General features: G+C 59.1%; 23 protein-coding genes. 8 read left to right on the top strand and 15 right to left on the bottom strand.

Features of this window, described 5'->3' with window-relative positions; translation table 11 throughout:
* Positions 1–42: 42 nt before the first annotated feature.
* The 4 genes from trmD to ffh all read right to left on the bottom strand — a co-directional run bounded on the left by trmD (position 43) and on the right by ffh (position 3,149).
* On the bottom strand, positions 43–795 hold the full coding sequence (gene trmD, locus CXK96_RS06760) for a tRNA (guanosine(37)-N1)-methyltransferase TrmD (RefSeq protein ID WP_102835713.1): 753 nt from the start codon (positions 793–795) through the stop codon (positions 43–45).
* A 5-nt stretch (positions 796–800) separates the two neighbouring features.
* Positions 801–1,337, bottom strand: coding sequence for a ribosome maturation factor RimM (gene rimM, locus CXK96_RS06755; RefSeq protein WP_102835712.1), 537 nt, complete (start codon positions 1,335–1,337; stop codon positions 801–803).
* Positions 1,338–1,342: 5 nt separating this feature from the next.
* Positions 1,343–1,594 (bottom strand): 30S ribosomal protein S16, encoded by a 252-nt coding sequence (gene rpsP, locus CXK96_RS06750; RefSeq protein ID WP_102835711.1) that lies wholly within the window; start codon positions 1,592–1,594, stop codon positions 1,343–1,345.
* A gap of 175 nt (positions 1,595–1,769) precedes the next feature.
* Positions 1,770–3,149, bottom strand: a complete 1,380-nt coding sequence (ffh, locus tag CXK96_RS06745; RefSeq protein ID WP_102835710.1) for a signal recognition particle protein — start codon at positions 3,147–3,149, stop codon at positions 1,770–1,772.
* A 242-nt stretch (positions 3,150–3,391) separates the two neighbouring features.
* On the opposite strand from ffh, the gene CXK96_RS06740 reads away from it, so the two are divergent.
* Both CXK96_RS06740 and CXK96_RS06735 read left to right on the top strand, forming a co-directional pair.
* Positions 3,392–4,192: a cytochrome C assembly family protein gene (locus CXK96_RS06740; RefSeq protein ID WP_102835709.1), complete on the top strand. Its 801-nt coding sequence runs from the start codon at positions 3,392–3,394 to the stop codon at positions 4,190–4,192.
* Between the two features lie 9 nt (positions 4,193–4,201).
* Positions 4,202–5,488 carry an HlyC/CorC family transporter gene (locus tag CXK96_RS06735; RefSeq protein WP_102835708.1) on the top strand — a complete coding sequence of 429 codons (1,287 nt, stop codon included), beginning with the start codon at positions 4,202–4,204 and terminating at the stop codon, positions 5,486–5,488.
* A 25-nt stretch (positions 5,489–5,513) separates the two neighbouring features.
* Here the strand turns inward: CXK96_RS06735 and purT are convergent, their stop codons facing one another.
* The 4 genes from purT to CXK96_RS06715 are packed head-to-tail and all read right to left on the bottom strand — an operon-like array spanning position 5,514 to position 8,081.
* Complete coding sequence (gene purT / locus CXK96_RS06730) at positions 5,514–6,695, bottom strand: formate-dependent phosphoribosylglycinamide formyltransferase (protein WP_102835707.1); 1,182 nt, start codon at positions 6,693–6,695, stop codon at positions 5,514–5,516.
* 56 nt (positions 6,696–6,751) lie between these two features.
* On the bottom strand, positions 6,752–6,943 hold the full coding sequence (locus CXK96_RS06725; protein WP_102835706.1) for a DUF1289 domain-containing protein: 192 nt from the start codon (positions 6,941–6,943) through the stop codon (positions 6,752–6,754).
* Entirely contained in the window at positions 6,940–7,464 is a 525-nt protein-coding gene (locus CXK96_RS06720; protein ID WP_102835705.1) for a gamma carbonic anhydrase family protein, read from the bottom strand. The genes CXK96_RS06725 and CXK96_RS06720 overlap by 4 nt, the downstream gene beginning before the upstream one ends.
* 2 nt (positions 7,465–7,466) lie before the next feature.
* The gene (locus CXK96_RS06715; protein ID WP_102835704.1) at positions 7,467–8,081 is read right to left on the bottom strand and encodes a CoA pyrophosphatase; all 615 of its coding nucleotides are present in this window, start codon (positions 8,079–8,081) and stop codon (positions 7,467–7,469) included.
* Between the two features lie 221 nt (positions 8,082–8,302).
* On the opposite strand from CXK96_RS06715, the gene CXK96_RS06710 reads away from it, so the two are divergent.
* The 4 genes from CXK96_RS06710 (at position 8,303) to CXK96_RS06695 (ending at position 10,454) form a co-directional block, all read left to right on the top strand.
* A complete protein-coding gene (locus CXK96_RS06710; protein WP_102835703.1) occupies positions 8,303–8,857 on the top strand; it encodes an NUDIX hydrolase in 555 nt (184 codons plus the stop codon).
* A gap of 27 nt (positions 8,858–8,884) precedes the next feature.
* Positions 8,885–9,385, top strand: a complete 501-nt coding sequence (locus CXK96_RS06705) for a L,D-transpeptidase family protein (RefSeq protein WP_102835702.1) — start codon at positions 8,885–8,887, stop codon at positions 9,383–9,385.
* 72 nt (positions 9,386–9,457) lie between these two features.
* Positions 9,458–9,907 carry a MarR family winged helix-turn-helix transcriptional regulator gene (locus CXK96_RS06700; protein WP_102835701.1) on the top strand — a complete coding sequence of 150 codons (450 nt, stop codon included), beginning with the start codon at positions 9,458–9,460 and terminating at the stop codon, positions 9,905–9,907.
* Positions 9,908–10,025: 118 nt separating this feature from the next.
* A complete protein-coding gene (locus CXK96_RS06695; protein ID WP_102835700.1) occupies positions 10,026–10,454 on the top strand; it encodes an organic hydroperoxide resistance protein in 429 nt (142 codons plus the stop codon).
* A 68-nt stretch (positions 10,455–10,522) separates the two neighbouring features.
* Here CXK96_RS06695 and CXK96_RS06690 read toward each other — a convergent pair whose 3' ends face one another.
* The 7 genes from CXK96_RS06690 to CXK96_RS20625 all read right to left on the bottom strand — a co-directional run bounded on the left by CXK96_RS06690 (position 10,523) and on the right by CXK96_RS20625 (position 19,636).
* Complete coding sequence (locus tag CXK96_RS06690) at positions 10,523–10,840, bottom strand: YqfO family protein (RefSeq protein WP_102835699.1); 318 nt, start codon at positions 10,838–10,840, stop codon at positions 10,523–10,525.
* Between the two features lie 204 nt (positions 10,841–11,044).
* Entirely contained in the window at positions 11,045–14,941 is a 3,897-nt protein-coding gene (gene purL / locus CXK96_RS06685; RefSeq protein WP_102835698.1) for a phosphoribosylformylglycinamidine synthase, read from the bottom strand.
* A gap of 152 nt (positions 14,942–15,093) precedes the next feature.
* Positions 15,094–15,870 carry an amino acid ABC transporter ATP-binding protein gene (locus CXK96_RS06680; RefSeq protein ID WP_102835697.1) on the bottom strand — a complete coding sequence of 259 codons (777 nt, stop codon included), beginning with the start codon at positions 15,868–15,870 and terminating at the stop codon, positions 15,094–15,096.
* Positions 15,871–15,881: 11 nt separating this feature from the next.
* Positions 15,882–16,979 carry an amino acid ABC transporter permease gene (locus tag CXK96_RS06675; RefSeq protein WP_102835696.1) on the bottom strand — a complete coding sequence of 366 codons (1,098 nt, stop codon included), beginning with the start codon at positions 16,977–16,979 and terminating at the stop codon, positions 15,882–15,884.
* A 10-nt stretch (positions 16,980–16,989) separates the two neighbouring features.
* A complete protein-coding gene (locus tag CXK96_RS06670) occupies positions 16,990–18,174 on the bottom strand; it encodes an amino acid ABC transporter permease (protein ID WP_102835695.1) in 1,185 nt (394 codons plus the stop codon).
* A gap of 88 nt (positions 18,175–18,262) precedes the next feature.
* Positions 18,263–19,291 carry an amino acid ABC transporter substrate-binding protein gene (locus CXK96_RS06665; RefSeq protein ID WP_102835694.1) on the bottom strand — a complete coding sequence of 343 codons (1,029 nt, stop codon included), beginning with the start codon at positions 19,289–19,291 and terminating at the stop codon, positions 18,263–18,265.
* 123 nt (positions 19,292–19,414) lie between these two features.
* On the bottom strand, positions 19,415–19,636 hold the full coding sequence (locus CXK96_RS20625; RefSeq protein WP_146030695.1) for a hypothetical protein: 222 nt from the start codon (positions 19,634–19,636) through the stop codon (positions 19,415–19,417).
* Between CXK96_RS20625 and CXK96_RS06660 the strand changes: the two genes are divergently transcribed.
* Positions 19,635–20,291 carry an alpha/beta hydrolase gene (locus CXK96_RS06660; RefSeq protein WP_102835693.1) on the top strand — a complete coding sequence of 219 codons (657 nt, stop codon included), beginning with the start codon at positions 19,635–19,637 and terminating at the stop codon, positions 20,289–20,291. The two genes, CXK96_RS20625 and CXK96_RS06660, sit on opposite strands and share 2 nt — an antisense overlap.
* A gap of 217 nt (positions 20,292–20,508) precedes the next feature.
* Positions 20,509–21,444 carry a GGDEF domain-containing protein gene (locus CXK96_RS06655; RefSeq protein WP_102835692.1) on the top strand — a complete coding sequence of 312 codons (936 nt, stop codon included), beginning with the start codon at positions 20,509–20,511 and terminating at the stop codon, positions 21,442–21,444.
* Positions 21,445–21,498: the final 54 nt, after the last annotated feature.

The raw sequence follows: 21,498 nt of genomic DNA, 5'->3' as shown, positions 1-21,498 counted from the left end.
TGTGCTCCTGAGACAGGCCATGCTGGCGTGCCATCGATACGTTTAACTATCGTCCCGCTGGCGGATGAATTCCGCTAGCAGCTTTTGTTCTTCCCCAGAAAGCGAGCGGCTATCCAGAAGATCAGCGCGGCGTTCCCAGGTCCTTCCGAGGGACTGCTGTAAACGCCAGCGCCGGATGTGTTCATGATTGCCGCTGAGCAACACTTCAGGAACACGTTTATCCGCATACACTTCCGGTCGCGTGTAATGCGGACAGTCGAGCAGGCCGTCAGTAAACGAGTCCTCCTCGGCTGAATCAGCATGACCCAATGCTCCAGGGAGCAGGCGGGTCACAGCATCGATCAGCACCATGGCCGGCAACTCACCGCCGGATAGCACATAGTCACCAATCGACCATTCCTCATCCACATGCGCTTCTATGAAGCGCTCGTCGATACCTTCGTAACGACCTGCGATGAGGATCAATCCTTCCTCACCCGCCAATGCACGGACGTCAGCCTGTTTAAGCTGTCGCCCCTGGGGAGAGAGATAAATCACCTTGGCCTTCTCACCTGCAGCATGCCGAGCATCTGCAAGCGCGAGTTCCAGTGGCTTGATCTTCATCACCATACCCGGACCGCCCCCGAAAGGCCGATCATCGACCGTCTGATGACGGTCTTCGGTATACGCTCGAGGATTCCAGCAATGCAGCTGGAGTAACCCCTGCTTTACTGCCCGGCTGGTGATTCCATATTCACTGATAGCAGCAAACATGTCCGGGAACAGACTGATGACATCGACACGAAGATTGGGCATGTTGACTAGAAGTCCGCATCCCATTCGACCCGCATCTCGCCTGCTTCCAGATCGATCTTCAAAACACACTGATCGGTGTAGGGCAACAAGCGTTCGCGATCATCCAGACTGCCGTCGAACGGCTTGACCACCATGACGTCATTGGCGCCCGTTTCGAGCAGATGATCGACCCGACCGAGCACCTGCTCGAGCTGGTTGATGATCGTCAGACCCTGCAACTGGTACCAGTAGTAATCATCACCGGTCAGCTGGGGTAGCTCACTGCGAGGAATACAGATCTCGAAGTCGGCGTATGTACGCGCTTCTTCTCGTTCCGTCAGCCCTTTCAGCGTAGCCACCAAGATCTTGCCCTGGAGGCGACCCTTCACCAGCTCAACCTGCTTGACTTCATCGCCTCGCCTCAGCGTCCAGCGACGATACTCCAGCAGATTGTCGATTGGATCGGTGAAAGAATAGATCTTCACGTCACCACGCACGCCATGCACCGATACGATCTTGCCTATGACGATCAGGTCTTCGGCCGGAGCTGACGTTGCGTTCATATTGTTCAGGCAGCGGCCTTAGCAGCTTCCTTCAGCAGCTGAGCAACACGCTCAGACGGCTGTGCGCCCTGACCCAGCCAGTAAGTAGCGCGCTCCTGGTTTACAGAAAGCTTCACTTCCGCACCCGAGGCGATCGGATTGAAGAAGCCGATACGCTCAACGAAACGACCATCGCGCGGGTTGCGGCTGTTGGTCACGGTCAGGTGGTAGAAAGGGCGCTTCTTGGAGCCGCCACGGGCGAGACGAATAGTTACCATGTGAACATCGTTCCTGTAGTCGGTACAGCAAATCTGAATGCAGGGCCCAAGGCCCGAAAGGCCGCATATTCTAAGGAATATCCGGTTTTTTGCAAATGGCTTTTTCAAAAACAACTGCAGGCCTCGCCAGCAGGCCTGTTCAGCCTCAGCGCAGCCCGCTGAGGCGCTCGGAAAATTAGAACTTGGGCATTCCGCCGCCGCCCGGCAGCATCCCACCCATGCCACGCATCATCTTCGCCATGCCGCCTTTGCCGCTGACCTTCTTCATCATCTTTTGCATCTGCTTGTGCTGCTTGATCAAGCGACCGATGTCCTGAACCTGCGTGCCGGAACCCATCGCAATGCGACGTTTGCGCGAACCGCTGATGATATCCGGATTGCGGCGCTCGACAGGGGTCATCGAATTGATGATGGCCTCCATCTGTTTGAATTGCTTTTCCGCAGCGCCCTGGGCATTTCCCATCTGCGACAAATTCATGCCACCGATCGAGGGCAGCTTATCCATCAAGCCGCCTAGGCCACCCATGTTCTTCATTTGCTGAAGCTGATCACGGAAATCTTCCAGATCGAATCCCTTGCCCTTCTTCAGCTTCTTGGTGAGCTTCTCTGCCTTTTCCCGGTCGAGCGTTTGCTCGGCCTGCTCGATCAGACTGAGCACATCGCCCATGCCCAGGATTCGAGAAGCGATCCGGTCCGGATGGAACGGCTCGAGCGCATCGCTCTTCTCACCCATCCCCAGAAACTTGATCGGCTTACCGGTGATGTGGCGTACCGAAAGCGCAGCCCCGCCACGCGCATCACCGTCGACCTTGGTTAGCACAACGCCCGTCAGCGGAAGCGCTTCACCAAAAGCCTTTGCAGTATTAGCGGCGTCCTGACCCGTCATGGCGTCAACTACGAACAAGGTCTCTGCGGGCTTGATCGCCGCATGGACGGCCTGGATTTCGGCCATCATCTCCGCATCAATCGCTAGACGACCCGCGGTATCGACCAGAACCACATCGATGTATTTGAGCTTGGCCTCGCGGATAGCCGCTTGAGCAATCTCGACCGGTTTCTGGCTGGTGTCAGAAGGAAAGAAAGTCACCCCCACTTCCGCAGCAAGCGTCTCCAACTGCTTGATCGCTGCAGGGCGATAGACATCGGCAGACACCACCAATACCGACTTCTTCTTGCGCTCCTTCAGAAATCTAGCCAGCTTGCCGACGGTAGTCGTCTTACCTGCCCCTTGCAGGCCTGCCATCAGAATTACCGCAGGCGGAACCACACTGAGAGCGAGGTCTTCGTTCGCCGCGCCCATCAACTCTTCCAGCTCGACGCGCACGATTTTCACAAATGCCTGACCAGGCGTCAGGCTCTTGGAGACCTCCGTACCGACTGCCCTGTCCTTGACCCTGGCCACAAACTCCTTGACCACGGGTAGCGCCACGTCGGCTTCTAGCAATGCCATTCGTACTTCGCGCAGGGTGTCCTTGATGTTGTCCTCGGTCAGCTTGGCCTTGCCGGTGACATGGCGAAGGGTCTGCGAGAGGCGGTCGGTTAGGTTTTCAAACATGTGCCATTTCCACGCTGGGTGTGGTTAAGGCCCCGATTATAGAAGCTGCGCACCCCTGGCCGGTACCCCGCCATCAATGCTTTTCATCGAGCGCCCCCAATCATAACTGTCCTGATGATCGCCAGCCGGTCGACGGCTGTCCCATCAACCGGCTTTACGGCGGCAGCCGCGGCCAACCGCACACTTTTGCGCACCCGACGTTTATGCCACACTCATCGCCTTTCGAGCCTACTAACAGACCTATGCACCCTTTGCTCCCGAGCCTAGCTGCCGCTTGCCTTTATGCCGGCGTCACCGGATACCAGGGCCTGCGCCTGGCGCAACGCACCGTGCCGGACAAGCGTTTGCTGCTTATCTTGGGCGCATTGGCGCTCGCCGCACATGGCGTGAGCCTGTTTATCCAGCTGCTTTCACCGAGCGGCCTGCATCTGGACTTCTTCACCGCCTCGAGCCTGATTGCTGCTGCTGTGATCTTGTTGATCCTGCTCGCGCTTTACCGAATGCCCGTGGAAAACCTGCTGCTGTTGCTCTTTCCGCTGGGCTGCCTGACCGTGCTATTTGCCCAGTTCGCGCCGTCCGGCACGGCACCTGCCATTGCCGAGCAGCCGGGCATCCTGGCGCATATCCTGTTTTCCATCCTCGCCTACGGGATGCTCACGATTGCCGTGTTTCAATCATTGCTGCTACTGCTGCAGGATCATCATCTTAAGCACAAGCACCCGTCCGGCCTGATCAGGAACTTCCCACCGCTGCAGACCATGGAGAGCCTGCTATTCGGTTTTCTGCTCGCCGGCTGGCTGCTGCTCTCGGCATCGCTCATTTCCGGCTGGATCTTCCTCGACAACCTGTTCGCGCAACATCTAGTGCACAAAACCTTGCTGTCCGTGGTCGCCTGGGTGGTGTTTGGCATGCTGCTATGGGGGCGTCATCAGCTGGGCTGGCGCGGCTACAAGGCCATCCGCTGGACGCTGGCTGGCTTCTGCTTGCTGATGCTGGCTTACTTCGGCAGCAAGCTGGTCCGCGAATTCATTCTGCATATCTAGGACCACCACGTGGAGAATCTACACCCCGGCTTTCTGGTCGGCATGCTGGTCGGTCTGCTGTTGTGCTCGGCATTCTTTTCCAGCTCCGAAACCGGAATGCTCAGCCTCAATCGTTATCGCCTGCGTCATCAGGCCAAGGAAGGGCACCGCGGCGCAAAACGCGCCAGCGCCCTGCTTGAACGTCCAGATCGGCTGCTCGGGACCATCCTGGTCGGCAACAACTTCGTCAACATTCTCGCTTCCGCGATTGCCACCGTCCTGGCCATCAAACTGTGGGGCGAGGCGGGAATCGCAATCGCGACCATCGGCCTGACGATCGTCCTGCTGATCTTCGGGGAAATAACCCCCAAAACCCTCGCCGCTTTGCGCCCTGAAGCCGTGGCTTATCCCGTCAGCCTGCCGCTGCTGATGCTGCAGAAAGTGCTGTACCCCTTGGTGGCATTGCTCAACTGGATCAGCAATGGCCTCCTCAAGCTGCTCGGCGTTGACCTGTCCAACAAAGGCAGCGACAGCCTGTCCACGGAAGAACTGCGCAGCGTGGTGCACGAATCAGGCAGCGACATGCCGATGAAACGGCAAAGCATGCTGCTCGGCATCCTTGACCTGGAACGGGTAACAGTCGACGACATCATGATTCCGCGTAACGAGGTCGCCGGCATCGATCTCGAAGATGACCTCGAGACCATCGTGACTCAGTTGCGCACGACGCCACACACCCGCCTTCCCGTGTTTCGCAAGGACATCAACCAGATCGAAGGCATTGTGCATATGCGCCAAATTGCGCGCCTGCTCAGCCATGACCAGCTGACTCGGGAGAGCCTGCTGGAAGCATGCGACGATCCTTACTTCATTCCAGAGAACACCCCGCTCTCCACACAGCTGGTCAACTTCCAGAAGCAGAAACGCCGAATCGGTATCGTCGTTGATGAGTACGGCGATGTGCTGGGCATCGTGACCCTGGAAGATATTCTCGAAGAAATCGTCGGTGAGTTCAGCAATCAGGACGCGTTGCGCAGCCCGGACATACATCCTCAGGACGACGGCACCCTGGTGATCGACGGCGCCGCTTACCTGCGCGAAGTCAACCGCGCGTTGGGGTGGCAGCTACCCTGTGATGGCCCCAAGACGCTTAACGGGTTGATTACTGAAGCGCTTGAACATATTCCCGACAGCGGAATATGCCTGCAAATCAACCAGTACCGACTCGAGATCTTGCAGGCGGCAGATAACCGCGTCAAAAGCGTACGCGCCTGGGTGATCGAGGAGCCTCAGAATTCAAAGGGCGACGGTCAATAACCGGCGACGCCCAGGTTGCCCAGGACTAGAGCGCTGTATCGATCGCCGAGACCGCCCGCAGCGCTTTTGCACGCGCCGCCTCTATCGATGCGTCACGGGCCAGCGCAACACCCATGCGCCGCTGACCACTGAGACCGGGCTTGCCAAACAGGCGCAGCGCAGTATCCGGTTCGTCCAGCGCAGCAGCCAGATTGCCGAAGCTCACCTGATCGGATTCACCCTCTACCAGCAGCACAGCAGAAGCAGACGGACCGAACTGACGAATTGCCGGAATCGGCAGTCCGAGAATCGCTCGCGCGTGCAGGGCGAATTCGGACAGGTCCTGGGATATTAGGGTTACCAGCCCCGTATCATGTGGCCGCGGTGAAACCTCGCAAAACCACACCTTGTCGCCCTTGATGAACAGCTCGACCCCAAAGATGCCACGCCCACCCAGGGCACCGGTGACCGCCAAGGCGATTCGCTCGGCCTCCGCCATCGCAGAGACGGTCATCGCCTGCGGTTGCCACGACTCCTGGTAGTCACCCTTTTTTTGACGATGCCCGACCGGCTGGCAGAAGGTAGTCCCGCCTGCGTGGCGGACCGTCAGCAAGGTAATCTCGTAGTCGAAATCAATGAAGCCCTCCACGATCACGCGCCCTTTACCCGCGCGACCGCCGGCCTGGGCATACTCCCACGCCTTGAGAAGATCGTCTTCACTGCGCAAAACCGATTGCCCCTTGCCTGACGAACTCATCACAGGTTTGATCAAGCAGGGAAAGCCCAGCTCGGAGACCGCCGCACGGCACGCCTCCAGGGAATCAGCGAAACGGTAAGGCGAGGTTGGCAGCCCCAGCTCTTCGGCAGCCAGTCGGCGGATACCCTCCCGATTCATGGTGAGCTGCGCGGCCCGCGCGGTAGGGATAACGGTATAGCCCTCGCGCTCCAGTTCCACTAGCGTCGCAGTGGCAATCGCCTCGATTTCGGGAACGATGAAATGCGGATTTTCCTGCTCGATGATGGCCCGCAATGCTGTGCCGTCGAGCATGTCGATCACATGATGGCGGTGCGCAACCTGCATGGCTGGCGCGTTGGCGTAGCGGTCCACCGCGATGACTTCCACGCCCAGACGTTGAAGCTCGATGACCAGCTCTTTGCCGAGCTCACCAGAACCACAAAGCAGCACGCAGGTAGCACTGGCCGATAGCGGCGTACCAATTCGGGGCATGACATTCCTCGCAATACGGAAAAGAGAAAGATGATCAGCAGCGTGGTGCGCTTCGACTAAAACAACAGACCGCTTTGGCGAGCACGCTCGTGACAACGCAACAGCACCTGTCGCCGTTCAGGATTATCCATTCGTCCCCAGCGCCGAATCTCATCGATACTACGCTGGCAACCCGTGCAGATATCGTCTTCGTCCAACGCGCAGACACTTACGCAGGGGGATGTCACTGGCTTCTCCGCTGCTATCAATCGCCCTGCTCCGCCAGCTCACGCGCATAGCGCTGAGCGTTGTGCACGTAGTGCGCCGCGCTGGCTTCAAGCATTTTCTTCTGCTGTTCGGTCAGCTCACGGACCACCTTACCCGGCGAACCGACGACCAACGAACCGTCCGGTATCTCCTTGCCCTCGGCAATCAGCGTGTTGGCGCCGATGATGCAGTATTTGCCGATCTTCGCGCCGTTGAGAACCACGGCATTGATACCAACCAGGCTGTAGTCACCCACCGAGCAGCCGTGCAGCATGGCGTTGTGACCAACAGTGACTCCGGTACCCAGCGTCAGCGGATAGCCCATATCAGTGTGCATGACGCTGCCATCCTGCACATTGCTGTTCTCACCGATATGGATCAGCTCGTTGTCACCACGCAGCACGGCACCAAACCAGACGTTGGCGCCGGCGTCGAGGCGAATCTTGCCCACCAACGTGGCATTTGGTGCTACCCAGCTCTGCGGATGGGTTTCAACGAGGGAATCGCCCAGGCGATATTTCACGGTTATGACCTCTTCTGGCTCAGATCGATGTAGGAGGTGGGAGGCCGGCGCATTTCGATCCCGGCGTCGTACACCAGGTTGACTAACTCGACGACCATGATCGCTGTCAGACCCCAGATCTTGTATTCGCCATATTGGTAAGACGGGACGTACCATGCGCCGCCCTGGTAGTCGATCCGGTGGGTTACTTCACGCGCATCCTCGCAGAAGAACTCCAGCGGGACGGAAAACACCGACGCGATTTCCGCATCGTTGGCGCGATATTCGACGTAGTCCGGGACGATTCCGACGTAGGGCGTGACATGGATCCCGTGCAGTGAAACCAGACTGCTCAAAGGCCCAACGATTTCAACTATCCCCGGCGCCAGCCCGACTTCTTCCTCAGCCTCGCGCAAAGCGGTGTGGATGAGGTCACGATCCTCCGGATCGCGTCGCCCCCCAGGGAATGCTACCTCACCGCCATGGGTAGACAGACCACTGGCGCGCAGGGTCAGCACCAGTTCCGGCGAGTCGCTGCGGGTAATGGGCATCAATACGGCCGCCTCGGGCATCCTGCCTTCCGGCTCCAGAAGATGCGGAGAGTAATCACGCACCCGTTGGAGAATCTTGTCCAGCATCGAACTTCTCTTTCTGTCTTTGCCTCGCATCATGGCATGAATCACCGAGGCGCCCAAGGCAGGCCTAACCAAAATCCAGCGGCCCTGGCACCCTTGGCAATGACGCGTTCGACGAGGCCAACCGTTGCTGGCAAACTTTCCCCTGCCAGCCGGCTCTCAGCAATAGCCAGCTCGATGATCGAAACTGGAATTAGCCAACTACCGCAATTGAAGGAGTCGCGATGAAATTTTGTAGTCAGTGCGGCGACTCGGTCATATCGCGGGTGCCCGAGGGCGATAATAGGCAACGTTTCGTCTGTACGTCCTGCGATACGATCCACTACCAGAACCCGCGCATCGTCGCGGGCTGTCTGCCAGTCTGGGATGAGTGCGTGCTGCTTTGCCGGCGCGCAATCGAGCCACGACGGGGATATTGGACACTGCCGGCGGGCTTTATGGAAAACGGCGAAACCGTTCAACAGGCAGCAGAACGCGAAACTCTCGAGGAAGCGTGCGCCCGTGTCACCGGCCTGCAGCTGTACACACTGTTCGACTTGCCGCATATCAACCAGGTCTACATGTTCTTTCGCGCCGAACTGGTCGATGAACGATTCAGTCCAGGAGACGAAAGCCTCGAAGTCCGGCTCTTTCGACAAACCGATATCCCTTGGTCAGAGCTGGCTTTTCCGACCGTCGGCCGTACCCTAGAATACTTCTTCGCCGACCGGGTGCAGCAGGCCTTCCCGGTGCGCAACGAAGCCATCGAAGCAATGCGGGTGGCGCGCAAACAGGTCTGATGCAGTTTTGATTCAGGATTCGCCCCAATGCGCTGGCTGTTAGCAATAGTCTGCTTTAGTTTCGCCACCCTCTCTTGCGCAAACGCGGCCCCCACCCTCGACGACTCGTTCATCGACAAAGTCCTGGTGGTCAAGTCCGAGCGCAAGCTTCACTTGATCAGCCGCGGCGTCAGCATGAAAAGTTACCGTGTCTCTCTCGGTAAACAAGCAGGTCCCAAACAACGCGAAGGAGACCAGCGCACCCCTGAAGGTCTTTACTGGATCGACTGGCGCAAAGTCTCAGACAAGTACAACCTGGCGATGCACATCTCTTACCCGAACGCCAAGGACCTGGCACGCGCGAGCAGCGAGGGCGCGAGACCGGGCAGCATGATCATGTTGCATGGCACGCCGCTCGACGAAGAATACCCCGAGTGGTACTTCCACACGCTCGACTGGACGGAAGGCTGCATCGCCCTGAAGAACGACGATATGCGCGAGATCTGGAGTCTGGTTAAAGACGGCACCTTGATAGAAATTCGCCCATGAACGAGGCCGAGCTTGGCAATAGGCAAGGCCGCGCGCTAGGGTGAAAGCCATTTTCTCGCTATTCGACCTCTCATGACGAAGCGCCCCTCCGACGAACAACTGCAGCTGGATCACCAGCTGTGTTTCGCCCTGTATTCTGCCTCTCTGCAGATGACCAAAGCGTACAAGCCGCTTTTGCAGAGCATCGGCCTCACCTACCCGCAATACCTGGCCATGCTCGTCCTTTGGGAGCGCGACGGCCTGACCGTCGGGGAGATCAGCGCGCGCTTGCTGACCGAGCCCGGGTCATTGACCCCTTTACTCAAGCGCCTGGAGGCCGAAGGCCTGATCAGCCGGACCCGCAGCAGCCGCGACGAGCGAGTGGTCGAACTGCGTCTTACGGAGGCCGGGCGGGCCATGAAAGTGCAGGCTCGCGACTTTCCGGCCTGCATGCTCGAATGCACAGGGCAATCACAGGAAGCGTTGTTGGCACTACGCGATCAGCTCGTTTCCCTTCGAAGCGCATTGCTGGCCCGCGACTAACTGCACCCCTCCTCCACACCTTGATGCAAGCGCGTGGACATTGAAGCCATTTTATCTTGCGCGACAAACATTATCGCGATAATTTAAATGGACTACCCATTCTTGGAGGACGCGAACCATGCAAAGCATCAAGGCTCTCTATACCGCCACGGCCACCGCAACCGGCGGTCGCGATGGCCGTGCTGTATCGCCAGACGGTCTACTCGACCTGAAACTGTCCACGCCTCGCGAGCTCGGCGGCCAAGGCGGCGATGGCACCAACCCGGAGCAGCTCTTCGCCGCGGGGTATTCGGCTTGCTTCATAGGCGCACTCAAGTTTGCCGCGAGCCAGCTGAAGCAGCCGCTTCCTGCCGACACTTCGGTCTCGGGTCAGGTCGGCATAGGCCAGATTCCCGGAGGTTTCGGTCTTGAAGTGGAGCTGAACGTCAATCTTCCAGGCCTGGAGCAGACCGCAGCCGAGCAGCTGACCGAAGCGGCGCACCAAGTCTGTCCCTATTCCAACGCTACACGTGGGAACATCGAAGTACGCCTGAACGTCAGCGTCTGATTACCTGACAAGATGCAAAAAAGCCGAGTCACCAGTGGCGACTCGGCTTTTCTATCGACATCGATCAGTCAGAACTGCAGGTCGGACAGCCGCCAGACTTCGAAAGCTGGCGTCTCGTAAGGATGAGTGCGTTTGAGCGCCTTGACGCTATCGTGGATCAGCTCATCAGCGACCACCAACTCGACCTTCCACTCGGAAACCGATTGAACCTGGCCCTGCTGCCCCAGATAGGGCGTGCTGCCCTCCAGCGGGCGATATTGCCCATGCCCCAACACCTGCCAGCAGCAACTGTCGTACGCACCGATACGCCCGCCACCCGCCGCAAAAACCGCTTGTTTGACGGCATCCAGATGGCTCTCTGGGACATAGAAACACAGCTTGTACATCAACATCTCCGCACTGAAAAACGGTGAGCAGAGCACGAGCTCCGCCGGGTGGATTATGTTCAGGTCCAGAGCGTCCTTGCGTGCCCCAGGTCAAGATCAGACGTTGACCTCGGTGCTTGGTTCAGCGGTCGCGAGGTAACGCCTCACAGGCAATAAAAAGCCCGAAGCGCTCGCACGCTTCGGGCTCTTTATCTCAGCTCAACTTCAATCCACCCACACCCGCGCATTACGGAACATGCGCATCCAGCCGCCGTCTTCCTGCCACTCGTCCGGACGCCAGGAGTTGGTCACGGCACGGAATACGCGCTCAGGGTGCGGCATCATGATTGTTACACGCCCGTCCCGAGTGGTCAGGCCGGTAATGCCACGGGGCGAGCCGCCAGGGTTGGCCGGGTACCGCTCGGTAACCTTGCCGTGATTATCGATGTAGCGCAGCGCTACCGTGCCGGACAAGTCGGCTTCAAGCAGCGCCTCCTCGCTTTCGAATTCCGCGTGACCTTCGCCATGAGCAATGGCAATCGGCAAACGCGATCCGGCCATACCTTGGAGGAAGATCGACGGCGAATCCTGAACTTGGACCATCGCCACACGCGCTTCGAACTGCTCGGAACGGTTGCGCACGAAGTGCGGCCAGGATTCGCTGCCAGGTACCAGCTCGTGAAGGTTAGACAACATCTGACATCCATTACAGACGCCAAGGGCAAAGCTGTCCTTACGCTCAAAGAAGGCAGTGAAGTCTTCACGAGCGCGAGCATTAAACAGTATCGACTTGGCCCAGCCTTCGCCGGCCCCCAGCACGTCGCCGTAAGAGAAACCGCCACAAGCCACCAACCCCTTGAAGCGCTCAAGACTGATGCGGCCTGACAGAATATCGCTCATGTGCACGTCGACCGCGGCGAAACCCGCGCGATCGAATGCTGCCGCCATTTCAGTCTGGCCGTTTACGCCTTGCTCACGAAGGATCGCCACCTCAGGCCGTACGCCACGCTTGATATACGGCGCAGCGATATTGTCGTTCACGTCAAAACCTAACGTGACGCTCAAGCCGGGGTTGTCTTCCTCAAGCAGTGCATCGAACTCCTGATCGGCGCAGTCGACATTGTCCCGAAGGCGCTGGATCTGATAGCTCGTCTCGGACCACTGCCGCTGTAGCAGACGGCGATCACCTGCAAAGACATCTGCGCCTTCGAACTTGATTGCCACATGGCCGTTGTTGACTGGCTGCCCGATGACCGACACGCAGTCGGCAAGCCCTGCCGCGCTGAACTGTGCGAGCACGATTTCCGTGTCGCCCTGACGAACCTGGACCAGCGCACCCAGTTCTTCGTTGAACAAAGCTGCCGGGATATGAGCAGCGGTTTCAACAAGCGAATCGAGATTCAGGTTGAGACCGCAATGACCGGCAAAGGCCATTTCCAGTGCGGTAGTCAGCAAGCCGCCATCGGAACGATCGTGGTAAGCCAGCAACAGCCCGTCGGCGTTAAGCCCCTGGATCACGGCGAAGAAGGCTTGCAGATCTTCCGCATCGTCCACATCCGGCGCTTGACGGGCCATCTGGCCGTAGACTTGCGCCAGGATGGATGCGCCCATACGGTTCTGGCCGCGGCCAAGATCAATCAGGATCAGGTCGGTTTCGCCCTTGTCCAGACGCAGCTGCGGGGTGAGGGTCTGGCGAATGTCGACAACCGGGGCAAAGCCGGACACCACGAGCGAGAGTGGTGAGGTAACGCTCTTGTCTACGCCCTCCTCGCTCCAACGGGTCTTCATCGACATAGAGTCTTTGCCCACTGGAATAGTGATACCCAGCTCAGGACACAGCTCCATGCCAACCGCCTTGACCGTGTCGAACAGACGCGCATCCTCGCCCGGATGCCCGGCAGCGGCCATCCAGTTGGCAGATAGCTTGATGTCGGAAATCTTTTCGATACGCGCTGCGGCAAGGTTAGTCAGCGTTTCGCCGATAGCCATACGACCCGATGCTGGCGCGTCGAGCAGGGCCAGCGGCGTGCGCTCGCCCATGGCCATGGCTTCACCGGTATAGACGTCATAGCTGGTAGCCGTAACCGCGCAGTCGGCCACCGGCACCTGCCAGGGCCCGACCATCTGATCGCGCGCGACCATGCCAGTGATGCTGCGATCACCGATGGTGATCAGGAAGCTCTTGCTCGCGACCGCAGGGTGATGAAGCACGCGATTGATCGCCTCGGAGAGGTCGACCTGATCAGCTGAAAAGTCATCCCCCAGTTCGGCTTCACGAACGGCGCTGCGATGCATGCGCGGCGCTTTGCCGAGCAAAACGTTGAGCGGCATATCGACCGGCTTATCACCGAAATGGCTGTCGGCCACCGTCAGGTGCGGCTCGGCCGTGGCTTCGCCGACTACGGCGAAGGGGCAACGCTCGCGCTTGCAAATCTCTTCGAAACGCTCGAGATCAGCCGCATCGACCGACAGGACATACCGCTCCTGGGACTCATTGCACCAGATCTCATGCGGCGCCATGCCTGGCTCATCGTTAGGCACCTTGCGCAGTTCGAAACGACCGCCACGACCGCCGTCATTGACCAACTCAGGGAAAGCGTTGGACAGGCCGCCGGCACCGACGTCGTGGATGAACTTGATCGGGTTCTTGTCGCCGAGTTGCCAGCAGCGATCGATAACTTCCTGACAGCGACGCTCCATCTCCGGGTTGTCACGCTGCACTGACGCGAAATCCAGATCGGCCGAACTGCTGCCGGTCGCCATGGAGGATGCCGCGCCACCGCCCAGACCGATGAGCATCGCCGGGCCACCTAGCACGATCAGTTTGCCGCCGACCGAGATTTCGGCTTTCTGAACATGATCTTCACGAATGTTGCCCATACCGCCGGCCAACATGATCGGCTTGTGATATCCGCGGACTTCCTCACCACGCGGCGTGCTGATCGCCTGCTCGAAGGTCCGGAAATAGCCATTCAGAGCTGGACGACCGAATTCGTTGTTGAACGCCGCGCCACCCAGCGGGCCTTCGATCATGATGTCGAGCGGCGTGACGATGCGCTCTGGCTTGCCGTATGGCACCTCCCAAGGCTGTTCGAAGCCCGGGATGTTGAGGTTGGAGACGGTAAACCCGGTAAGGCCGGCCTTCGGCTTGGCGCCACGTCCGGTTGCGCCTTCATCTCGTATTTCGCCACCGGAGCCGGTAGCCGCGCCCGGGAATGGCGCAATGGCGGTCGGGTGGTTGTGCGTTTCGACCTTCATCAAGATGTGCACGGGCTGCTGGTTCGCCGCGTATTCGCCCGTTTCCGCGTCCGGGTAGAACCGTCCGGCTACGTTACCGACGATGACCGCAGCGTTGTCCTTGTAGGCTGACAGCACGCCCTCGCCGTGCATCTGGAAAGTATTCTTGATCATGCCAAACAGCGACTTGTCCTGGCTTTCGCCATCAATGTCCCAGCTGGCATTGAAGATCTTGTGACGGCAATGCTCGGAGTTGGCCTGCGCGAACATCATCAGTTCGATATCGTGCGGGTTACGGCCGAGCCCGTTGAAACTGGTAACCAGATAGTCAATCTCGTCTTCGGCCAATGCAAGACCCAATTCCACGTTGGCCTGTCCCAGCGCGGCACGGCCACCCGCCAGCACATCGATCGCGCGCAGCGGCTTGGGTTGTGCGTGGCTGAACAGTTCTGCCGCGCCTTCGAACTGCTCGAGCACCAGCTGAGTCATCCGGTCGTGCAAGGCCGCTGCGATCAGGCTCGCATCGGCCTCCGAGAAATCGCCTTCGACATAGTAGGCAATACCGCGCTCAAGGCGCTGAATCTTGTCGAGGCCACAATTTCGCGCAATGTCGCTGGCCTTGCTGGACCAGGGCGAGATGGTGCCGAAACGCGGAATTACCAGGAACAGTCGTCCTGCAGGCTCCTGAACTGGAACGCTGGGACCGTATTTCAACAGCCGGGCCAGTACTTGCTGCTCGTCCGCACCAAGCGTGCCGGACACCTCGGCGAAATGAGCAAACTCGGCGTACAACCCGCGCACAGCGGGGACCTTATCGGTCAATTGGGCCAGGAGCTTACCGTGACGGAAGGCGGAAAGAGCGGGAGCGCCGCGCAGGATCAACATCGTCGGAACAGCCTCGGAGGGGGGAGCAGTGGGGCCGCGTATTCTAGCCCATGACGGCGCCCGAGGCTAAGGGGACCGCCGTCGAATTAAGCTCGGAGACAGAAGCTGAACATTCAGTCAGAACTGAACGTTCAGCCCGATGCAGCGACCAGTCAATGCAGAATCTGACTGAGGAACAGCTTGGTGCGCTCGTTGCTGGGGTTGGTGAAGAAGGTCTCAGGGTCGGCCTCCTCGACGATCTCGCCCTTGTCCATGAAGATCACCCGATCAGCGACGGTGCGCGCAAAGCCCATCTCATGGGTCACGCAAAGCATCGTCATACCGCTTTCGGCGAGGCCGACCATGGTATCGAGCACCTCCTTCACCATCTCCGGGTCCAGTGCCGAGGTGGGCTCGTCGAACAGCATGATCTTTGGCTTCATGCACAGCGCCCGCGCAATCGCGACCCGCTGCTGCTGACCGCCAGACAGCTGCCCTGGAAACTTGTCGGCCTGCTCCGGGATACGTACCCGCTCGAGGTAATGCATGGCAACCTCCTCAGCCTGGCGCCGGGGCATCTTGCGTACCCACATTGGAGCCAGGGTGCAGTTCTGCAGCACCGTGAGATGGGGGAACAGGTTGAAGTGCTGGAACACCATGCCGACCTCGCTGCGAATCGCTTCGATCTGCTTAAGGTCATTGGTCAGCTCAACGCCATTGATGACGATACGACCCTGCTGATGCTCTTCCAGCCGGTTGAGGCAGCGAATGGTAGTGGACTTGCCCGAACCGGACGGACCGCAAAGGACGATACGTTCGCCCTGGGTGACGTTCAGATTGATGTCCTTGAGCACGTGAAACTGACCGAACCACTTGTGCACACCCTGCATCTGGATCACGGATTCACCGGACTGCTGGGGCTGCTGGCTATTCAAAGATGTTTCATTCATGTGTGTCGCTCCTAATTCCGGTGACCCGTGTCGAGCTTGCGTTCCAGATGCATGGAATAGCGCGACATGCCAAAACAGAAAATCCAGTAGACCAGCGCCGCAAACACATACCCCTCGGTCGACATACCCAGCCAGGCAGGGTCCGAGGTGGCGCGCTTGATGCTGTTGAGGAAGTCGAACAGGCCGATGATGATCACCAGGCTCGTGTCCTTGAACAGTGCGATGAAGGTGTTGACGATGCCCGGAATGACCATCTTCAGCGCCTGCGGCAGGATGACCAGAATCATGCTGCGCCAGTAGCCCAAGCCCATCGCTGCGGCCGCCTCGTATTGCCCTTTGGGGATCGCCTGCAAGCCTCCGCGCACGACTTCGGCGATGTAGGCCGCCTCGAAGAAAATCACCATCACCATGGCGCGCATCAGCTTGTCGAGGTTCATGCCCTCCGGCAGGAACAACGGCAGCATCACCGAGGACATGAACAGCACGGTGATCAGCGGGACACCGCGCCAGAACTCGATGAAAGTGATGCACAGCACGCGGATAGCCGGCATGTCTGAACGCCGCCCCAGCGCCAGCAGGATACCGAGCGGCAGTGCCCCAGCGATACCCACGGCCGCGATGACGATGGTCAGCATCAGCCCGCCCCAGCGGCTCGTAGGCACTGTTTCCAGCCCCAGAAAACCACCGTGCAACAACCAGTAAGCAACCAGCGGGTAAATCACCAGAAAGGCGATACCGTAGCTTGCTTTATGCCGCATCTGCTTCAGGAACAGCGGCGCCGCACCGATGATGGCGAGCCAGGCAGTGGCATCCACACGCCAGCGCAGCTCCGGCGGGTAAAAACCGTACATGAATTGGCTGAAACGTGTCTGCACGAACACCCAGCACGCCCCCTCACGACTGCAGTCGGCACGGGTGTCACCGGTCCAGTCGGCCTTGATGATGGCCCAGTCGATGAGGGGCGGCACTATCAGCCAGATCAGATAGAGGCCGACCAAGGTCAGCAGCGTATTGATCCAGCTAGAAAACAGATTGGCCCGCATCCAGCCCAGCACACCAATATTGGTGGACGGAGCCGGCAGGTCCGGTTTGAAAGTATGGCTTGTCATGCGCTGATCCTCACCGCTCGATTAGCGCAATGCGCTTGTTGTACCAGTTCATCAGCAGCGAAATGCTGATGCTGATGGCGAGGTACACACTCATGGTGATGGCCATGGTTTCGATCGCCTGGCCGGTCTGGTTGAGCACCGTGCCGGCAAACAGCGAAACCATGTCCGGATAGCCGATCGCAGCGGCGAGCGAGGAGTTTTTGGCGAGGTTGAGGTATTGGCTGGTCAGCGGAGGAATGATCACCCGCATGGCTTGGGGAATGATCACCAACCGCAAAACACGACCCGGACGAAGGCCCAACGAAGCCGCCGCCTCGGTCTGACCGTGGCTCACTGACTGGATGCCTGCGCGCACCGTTTCACCGATAAAGGCGGCGGTATAGATCGACAACGCCAGCACAATCGACACCAGTTCCGGAATCACCACCCAGCCACCGCGAATGTTGAAACGCTGCAGCTCCGGCACTTCCCACAGAAAGGGCGCGCCCATGATCAGCGAGCAAAGCCCTGGAATTGCGATAAACAGCGCCAGGCTGGCGGAGAACACTGGAAATGTCTGGCCGGTGGCGTGACGCCGAGCGCGTGCCCAGCGATTGAGCATCACGATTGCGACCAGCGCCACAAACATGGCTACCCAGAACGACCAGAACCCCTCTCCGGCGCTCGGGGCCGGCATCTGCACACCTCGGTTGTTGATGAACACCACGTCCCAAAGACTCAAGCTTTCCCTGGGCCCGGGCAGCGGGCTGAGCACCGCAAAGTAGACAAAGAAAATCTGTAGCAACGGGGGGATGTTGCGAAACGTCTCGATATAAACGGTGGCGATCTTGCGGATCAACCAATTGGGAGACAGCCGGGCTACACCGAGAATGAAACCGATGATGGTCGCCAGGATGATGCCGATGATGCTTACCAGCAGCGTATTGAGCAGGCCGACCCAGAAGACCCGACCGTAAGAGTCGCTCTCGCTGTAGTCAATCAGATGTTGGGAGATGCCGAAGCCGGCAGCGTTATCGAGAAAACCGAAGCCTGACGTGATGCCTCGGTGGGCAAGATTGGTCTGGGTGTTGTGAAACAAAAACCAGCCAATCCCTACTACGGTTATTACGGCGATGATCTGGAACACCCAGGCACGCGCCTGCGGATCCGTGAGCAGCGAGCCGCGCGCGGCTCCCGCTTTGGCAATGGTTCGCATCAAGAAACCTCATACGGCGCTGCCGGTGCTCTGGCACCGGCAGCGCTCATCCTTGAAACAAGGCCGGCTGCGCGCCGGCCCGGCTCGGTCAACGCACCGGAGGTGCGTACTGCAGACCTCCATTGGTCCAAAGCGCGTTCAGGCCGCGTTCGATCTTCAGATCGCTACCGGAACCGATGTTGCGCTCGAACACTTCACCGTAGTTACCAACTTGCTTGATGATCTGTACGGCCCAGTCCTTAGGCAGTTTCAGATCCTTACCATATTCACCTTCGGCGCCCAGCAGACGCGCCACGTCAGGATTCTTGGTGTTCTTAGCCTTCTCTTCGACGTTCGCCGAAGTGATACCCAGCTCTTCGGCATTGATCATGCCGTACAGAGCCCAACGAACGATGTCGAACCACTCTTCATCGCCCTGACGCACGGCCGGGCCAAGCGGCTCTTTGGAAATGACTTCTGGAAGCACTACATAGTCGCCCGGCTTCGCCAGCTTGATGCGCTGGGCGTAGAGCTGAGACTGGTCAGAGGTGAGTACGTCGCAACGCCCTGACTCCAGCGACTTGGCGCTCTCGTCGGAGGTGTCGTAGGTGATCGGGGTGTATTTCAGGTTGTTGGCGCGGAAATAGTCAGAGAGATTCAGCTCTGTGGTAGTGCCGGCCTGAATGCAGACCGTCGCGCCATCGAGCTCCTTGGCGCTGGAGACACCAACTGCCTTGTTGACGAGAAAGCCCTGCCCGTCGTAGTAGGTCACGCCGGTGAAGTTCAGGCCCATTGCTGCATCGCGTGAACTGGTCCAGGTGGTGTTCCGCGACAGCATGTCGACTTCACCGGACTGCAACGCGGTGAAACGCTCCTTGGCGGTCAGCGGGCTGTACTTGACCTTGCTCGCATCGCCAAAAACTGCGGCCGCAACGGCACGGCAGATATCCACGTCGATTCCCTTGTACTCGCCCTTGGCATCGGTATAAGAAAAGCCCGGTAGCCCGTCGCTCACGCCGCATTGCACGAAGCCTTTGCTCTTCACCGCGTCCAGAGTCGCCCCTGCTTGAGCCAAGCCGCTTGCGCCCAAAAGTGTCGCGGCACCAAGCACGGCCAGTGTGGATTTAACCCTTATCATCGAAACCTCCAGTTTGCTTTTATTCTTGTGGTTAGAGTCTTCCGCCTGGATCGCAGGCTGCCGCTCGATACCTTTCGAGGGGACGAAGAAGAAACTGACCTCAGTCTAGCCGCCGTTTGATTATCAGCAACTCTTCCCTACACGCATGGTTTCAGAAGTGCCGACGACTTCCGGCGCATTGGGTGTCTCGACCAAAGCAAGCGGCGTACCAGAACCTGAAACGCCGTCGCGCGCGGCTGCGCGCTTCATTGCAAGGCTCGCTACAGGTAACCTCGCTGCAGATTGCTGCATTTTTCTCTGCGCCCGCACCATCCTGGCGCGCATCATCCGAACGGAGCCCATCATGAGTGACCCCCTGATCATCGAGCCCGCAACAACCGCCGACGCTTGCGTCATCTGGTTGCATGGTCTCGGCGCCGACCGCTACGACTTCCTGCCGGTTGCCGAAGCCCTGCAACAACGCTTGACGACGACCCGCTTCGTGCTGCCCCAGGCCCCGACTCGCGCAGTCACCATCAACGGTGGCTGGGCCATGCCGAGCTGGTACGACATCGTCGCAATGAGCCCAGCTCGCGCCATCGACCAGGCTCAGCTGGAACAGTCCGCGCAGAGCGTGATCGACCTGATCGAGGCACAGCGCGACAGCGGCGTCGATCCCGCGCGTATTTTTCTGGCCGGTTTTTCCCAAGGCGGCGCTGTGGTCTACCACACGGCCTTCCTGCGCTGGCCCGGCCCGCTGGGCGGCGTCATTGCCCTCTCCACCTACGCACCGACCTTCAATCCCGACCTGAAGCTGTCGCCCTTGCAGGCCATGCTCCCGGTACTGGCGCTACACGGCACCCGAGATGATGTTGTGCTGCCGGCGATGGGGCGCGCCGCCTATGACTGCCTGATACAAAATCAGGTGCAGGCACAATGGAAGGATTACCCGATGGCCCATGAGGTGGTACCCGAGGAAATCCGCGATATCGGCGAATGGCTGGCCGCTCGGTTGGCTTGATGTCCTCAGCGATAGTGGACCGACTGCAAAGAAAAAATGTGACGCTGCGCGCCTGTCCCGGTAAGCGAATACGGCTACGCTTGGCATGGGTAGAGCAAGACTCGATGCGCCTGCCGTAGTAGCGAGCATTGCGGCCAGAAGAAGCCGACCCAGCCAGCCCTAAAGGGACGCGTGCGAGAGCCATGACGAGGATGTCACCCGAGCAGATGGTGCAGCCATGAACCCAGCCAATTGGCGGGTGGAAATGCAGCACCTCAAAGAGGCGCGGCTACTAGACCGGGTGGACGAGCCCTGTCTGCGCCTGCTGCAGGAAGTCTTCGAGTCCTGCACGGCCGCGCCTGGCGAGGTTCTGTTATCGCCGCACGAACATAACCACTACCTTTATCTGGTGCTCGGAGGCGAGCTGGCGGTTCATCTGGATTCGCTCGAAGGCAGCCCTGTTCGACTGATTGGTCCAGGCGAATGCGCTGGCGAAATCAGCTTCATGGACGATCTGCCACCTTCGGCTTACGTCCTCGCACTGGAAGATACGGTCTTGCTGCGCGTGCATCGACGCTCGATGCAGTTGCTGACCCGCTCGCCACAATTGATGCAGAACCTGGCCGAACTGCTCTGCCAGCGCGTGCGCCTGAGCGACCGGCTGATCATCAACAGCGAGCAGAACGCTAACATCGACAAGCTGACCGGCTCGTTCAACCGCCGCTGGCTTGAGCATATTTATGGGCGCGAAAGTGCCCGTTGCGCACTTGGTGGCCAGCCACTGTCGTTGCTCATGCTCGATGTCGACCGCTTCAAGGAGTACAACGACAGACATGGCCACCTGGCTGGCGATCATGCGCTGTGCCTGGTAGTCAATACGCTCGGCAAACTCCTGCGCCCGGCCGACAGTCTGGTGCGCTATGGCGGTGAAGAGTTCGTAGTGCTGCTGCCCGAGATGACCTTTGGAGATGCACAAAACACGGCAGAGCGATTGCGCCGCAGTCTTGCAGAGATCAACTCGTTTCATTCGCCGATCGGCTTATTGCCGGGAGTGACCATTTCGATCGGCGTAGCGCCGATGCGATTGAACGATGACCTGGACAGCCTCATCAACGTGGCTGATCGAGCACTTTACCGGGCCAAGGAACAGGGCCGAAATCGAGTTTGCGCGTGACAGTGGGCGGCGGACCATCCCGGGGCACCCTTCGCCGTATCTGCTTCTTGCATT

This window comes from Stutzerimonas stutzeri (assembly GCF_002890895.1).
Lineage (GTDB): Bacteria > Pseudomonadota > Gammaproteobacteria > Pseudomonadales > Pseudomonadaceae > Stutzerimonas > Stutzerimonas stutzeri_AB.
Note: the sequence above shows the minus strand (reverse complement) of the source record. Positions and strands in the feature narration are given on the sequence as shown.

What these genes read in the sequence shown, in the direction of transcription:
- trmD (WP_102835713.1), bottom strand. Translation starts at nt 795, where the DNA reads ATGCCCAATCTTCGTGTCGATGTCATCAGTCTGTTCCCGGACATGTTT.
- rimM (WP_102835712.1), bottom strand. Translation starts at nt 1,337, where the DNA reads ATGAACGCAACGTCAGCTCCGGCCGAAGACCTGATCGTCATAGGCAAG.
- rpsP (WP_102835711.1), bottom strand. Translation starts at nt 1,594, where the DNA reads ATGGTAACTATTCGTCTCGCCCGTGGCGGCTCCAAGAAGCGCCCTTTC.
- ffh (WP_102835710.1), bottom strand. Translation starts at nt 3,149, where the DNA reads ATGTTTGAAAACCTAACCGACCGCCTCTCGCAGACCCTTCGCCATGTC.
- CXK96_RS06740 (WP_102835709.1), top strand. Translation starts at nt 3,392, where the DNA reads ATGCACCCTTTGCTCCCGAGCCTAGCTGCCGCTTGCCTTTATGCCGGC.
- purT (WP_102835707.1), bottom strand. Translation starts at nt 6,695, where the DNA reads ATGCCCCGAATTGGTACGCCGCTATCGGCCAGTGCTACCTGCGTGCTG.
- CXK96_RS06715 (WP_102835704.1), bottom strand. Translation starts at nt 8,081, where the DNA reads ATGCTGGACAAGATTCTCCAACGGGTGCGTGATTACTCTCCGCATCTT.
- CXK96_RS06710 (WP_102835703.1), top strand. Translation starts at nt 8,303, where the DNA reads ATGAAATTTTGTAGTCAGTGCGGCGACTCGGTCATATCGCGGGTGCCC.
- CXK96_RS06705 (WP_102835702.1), top strand. Translation starts at nt 8,885, where the DNA reads ATGCGCTGGCTGTTAGCAATAGTCTGCTTTAGTTTCGCCACCCTCTCT.
- CXK96_RS06700 (WP_102835701.1), top strand. Translation starts at nt 9,458, where the DNA reads ATGACGAAGCGCCCCTCCGACGAACAACTGCAGCTGGATCACCAGCTG.
- CXK96_RS06695 (WP_102835700.1), top strand. Translation starts at nt 10,026, where the DNA reads ATGCAAAGCATCAAGGCTCTCTATACCGCCACGGCCACCGCAACCGGC.
- CXK96_RS06690 (WP_102835699.1), bottom strand. Translation starts at nt 10,840, where the DNA reads ATGTACAAGCTGTGTTTCTATGTCCCAGAGAGCCATCTGGATGCCGTC.
- purL (WP_102835698.1), bottom strand. Translation starts at nt 14,941, where the DNA reads ATGTTGATCCTGCGCGGCGCTCCCGCTCTTTCCGCCTTCCGTCACGGT.
- CXK96_RS06680 (WP_102835697.1), bottom strand. Translation starts at nt 15,870, where the DNA reads ATGAATGAAACATCTTTGAATAGCCAGCAGCCCCAGCAGTCCGGTGAA.
- CXK96_RS06675 (WP_102835696.1), bottom strand. Translation starts at nt 16,979, where the DNA reads ATGACAAGCCATACTTTCAAACCGGACCTGCCGGCTCCGTCCACCAAT.
- CXK96_RS06670 (WP_102835695.1), bottom strand. Translation starts at nt 18,174, where the DNA reads ATGCGAACCATTGCCAAAGCGGGAGCCGCGCGCGGCTCGCTGCTCACG.
- CXK96_RS06665 (WP_102835694.1), bottom strand. Translation starts at nt 19,291, where the DNA reads ATGATAAGGGTTAAATCCACACTGGCCGTGCTTGGTGCCGCGACACTT.
- CXK96_RS06660 (WP_102835693.1), top strand. Translation starts at nt 19,635, where the DNA reads ATGAGTGACCCCCTGATCATCGAGCCCGCAACAACCGCCGACGCTTGC.
- CXK96_RS20625 (WP_146030695.1), bottom strand. Translation starts at nt 19,636, where the DNA reads ATGATGGGCTCCGTTCGGATGATGCGCGCCAGGATGGTGCGGGCGCAG.
- CXK96_RS06655 (WP_102835692.1), top strand. Translation starts at nt 20,509, where the DNA reads ATGAACCCAGCCAATTGGCGGGTGGAAATGCAGCACCTCAAAGAGGCG.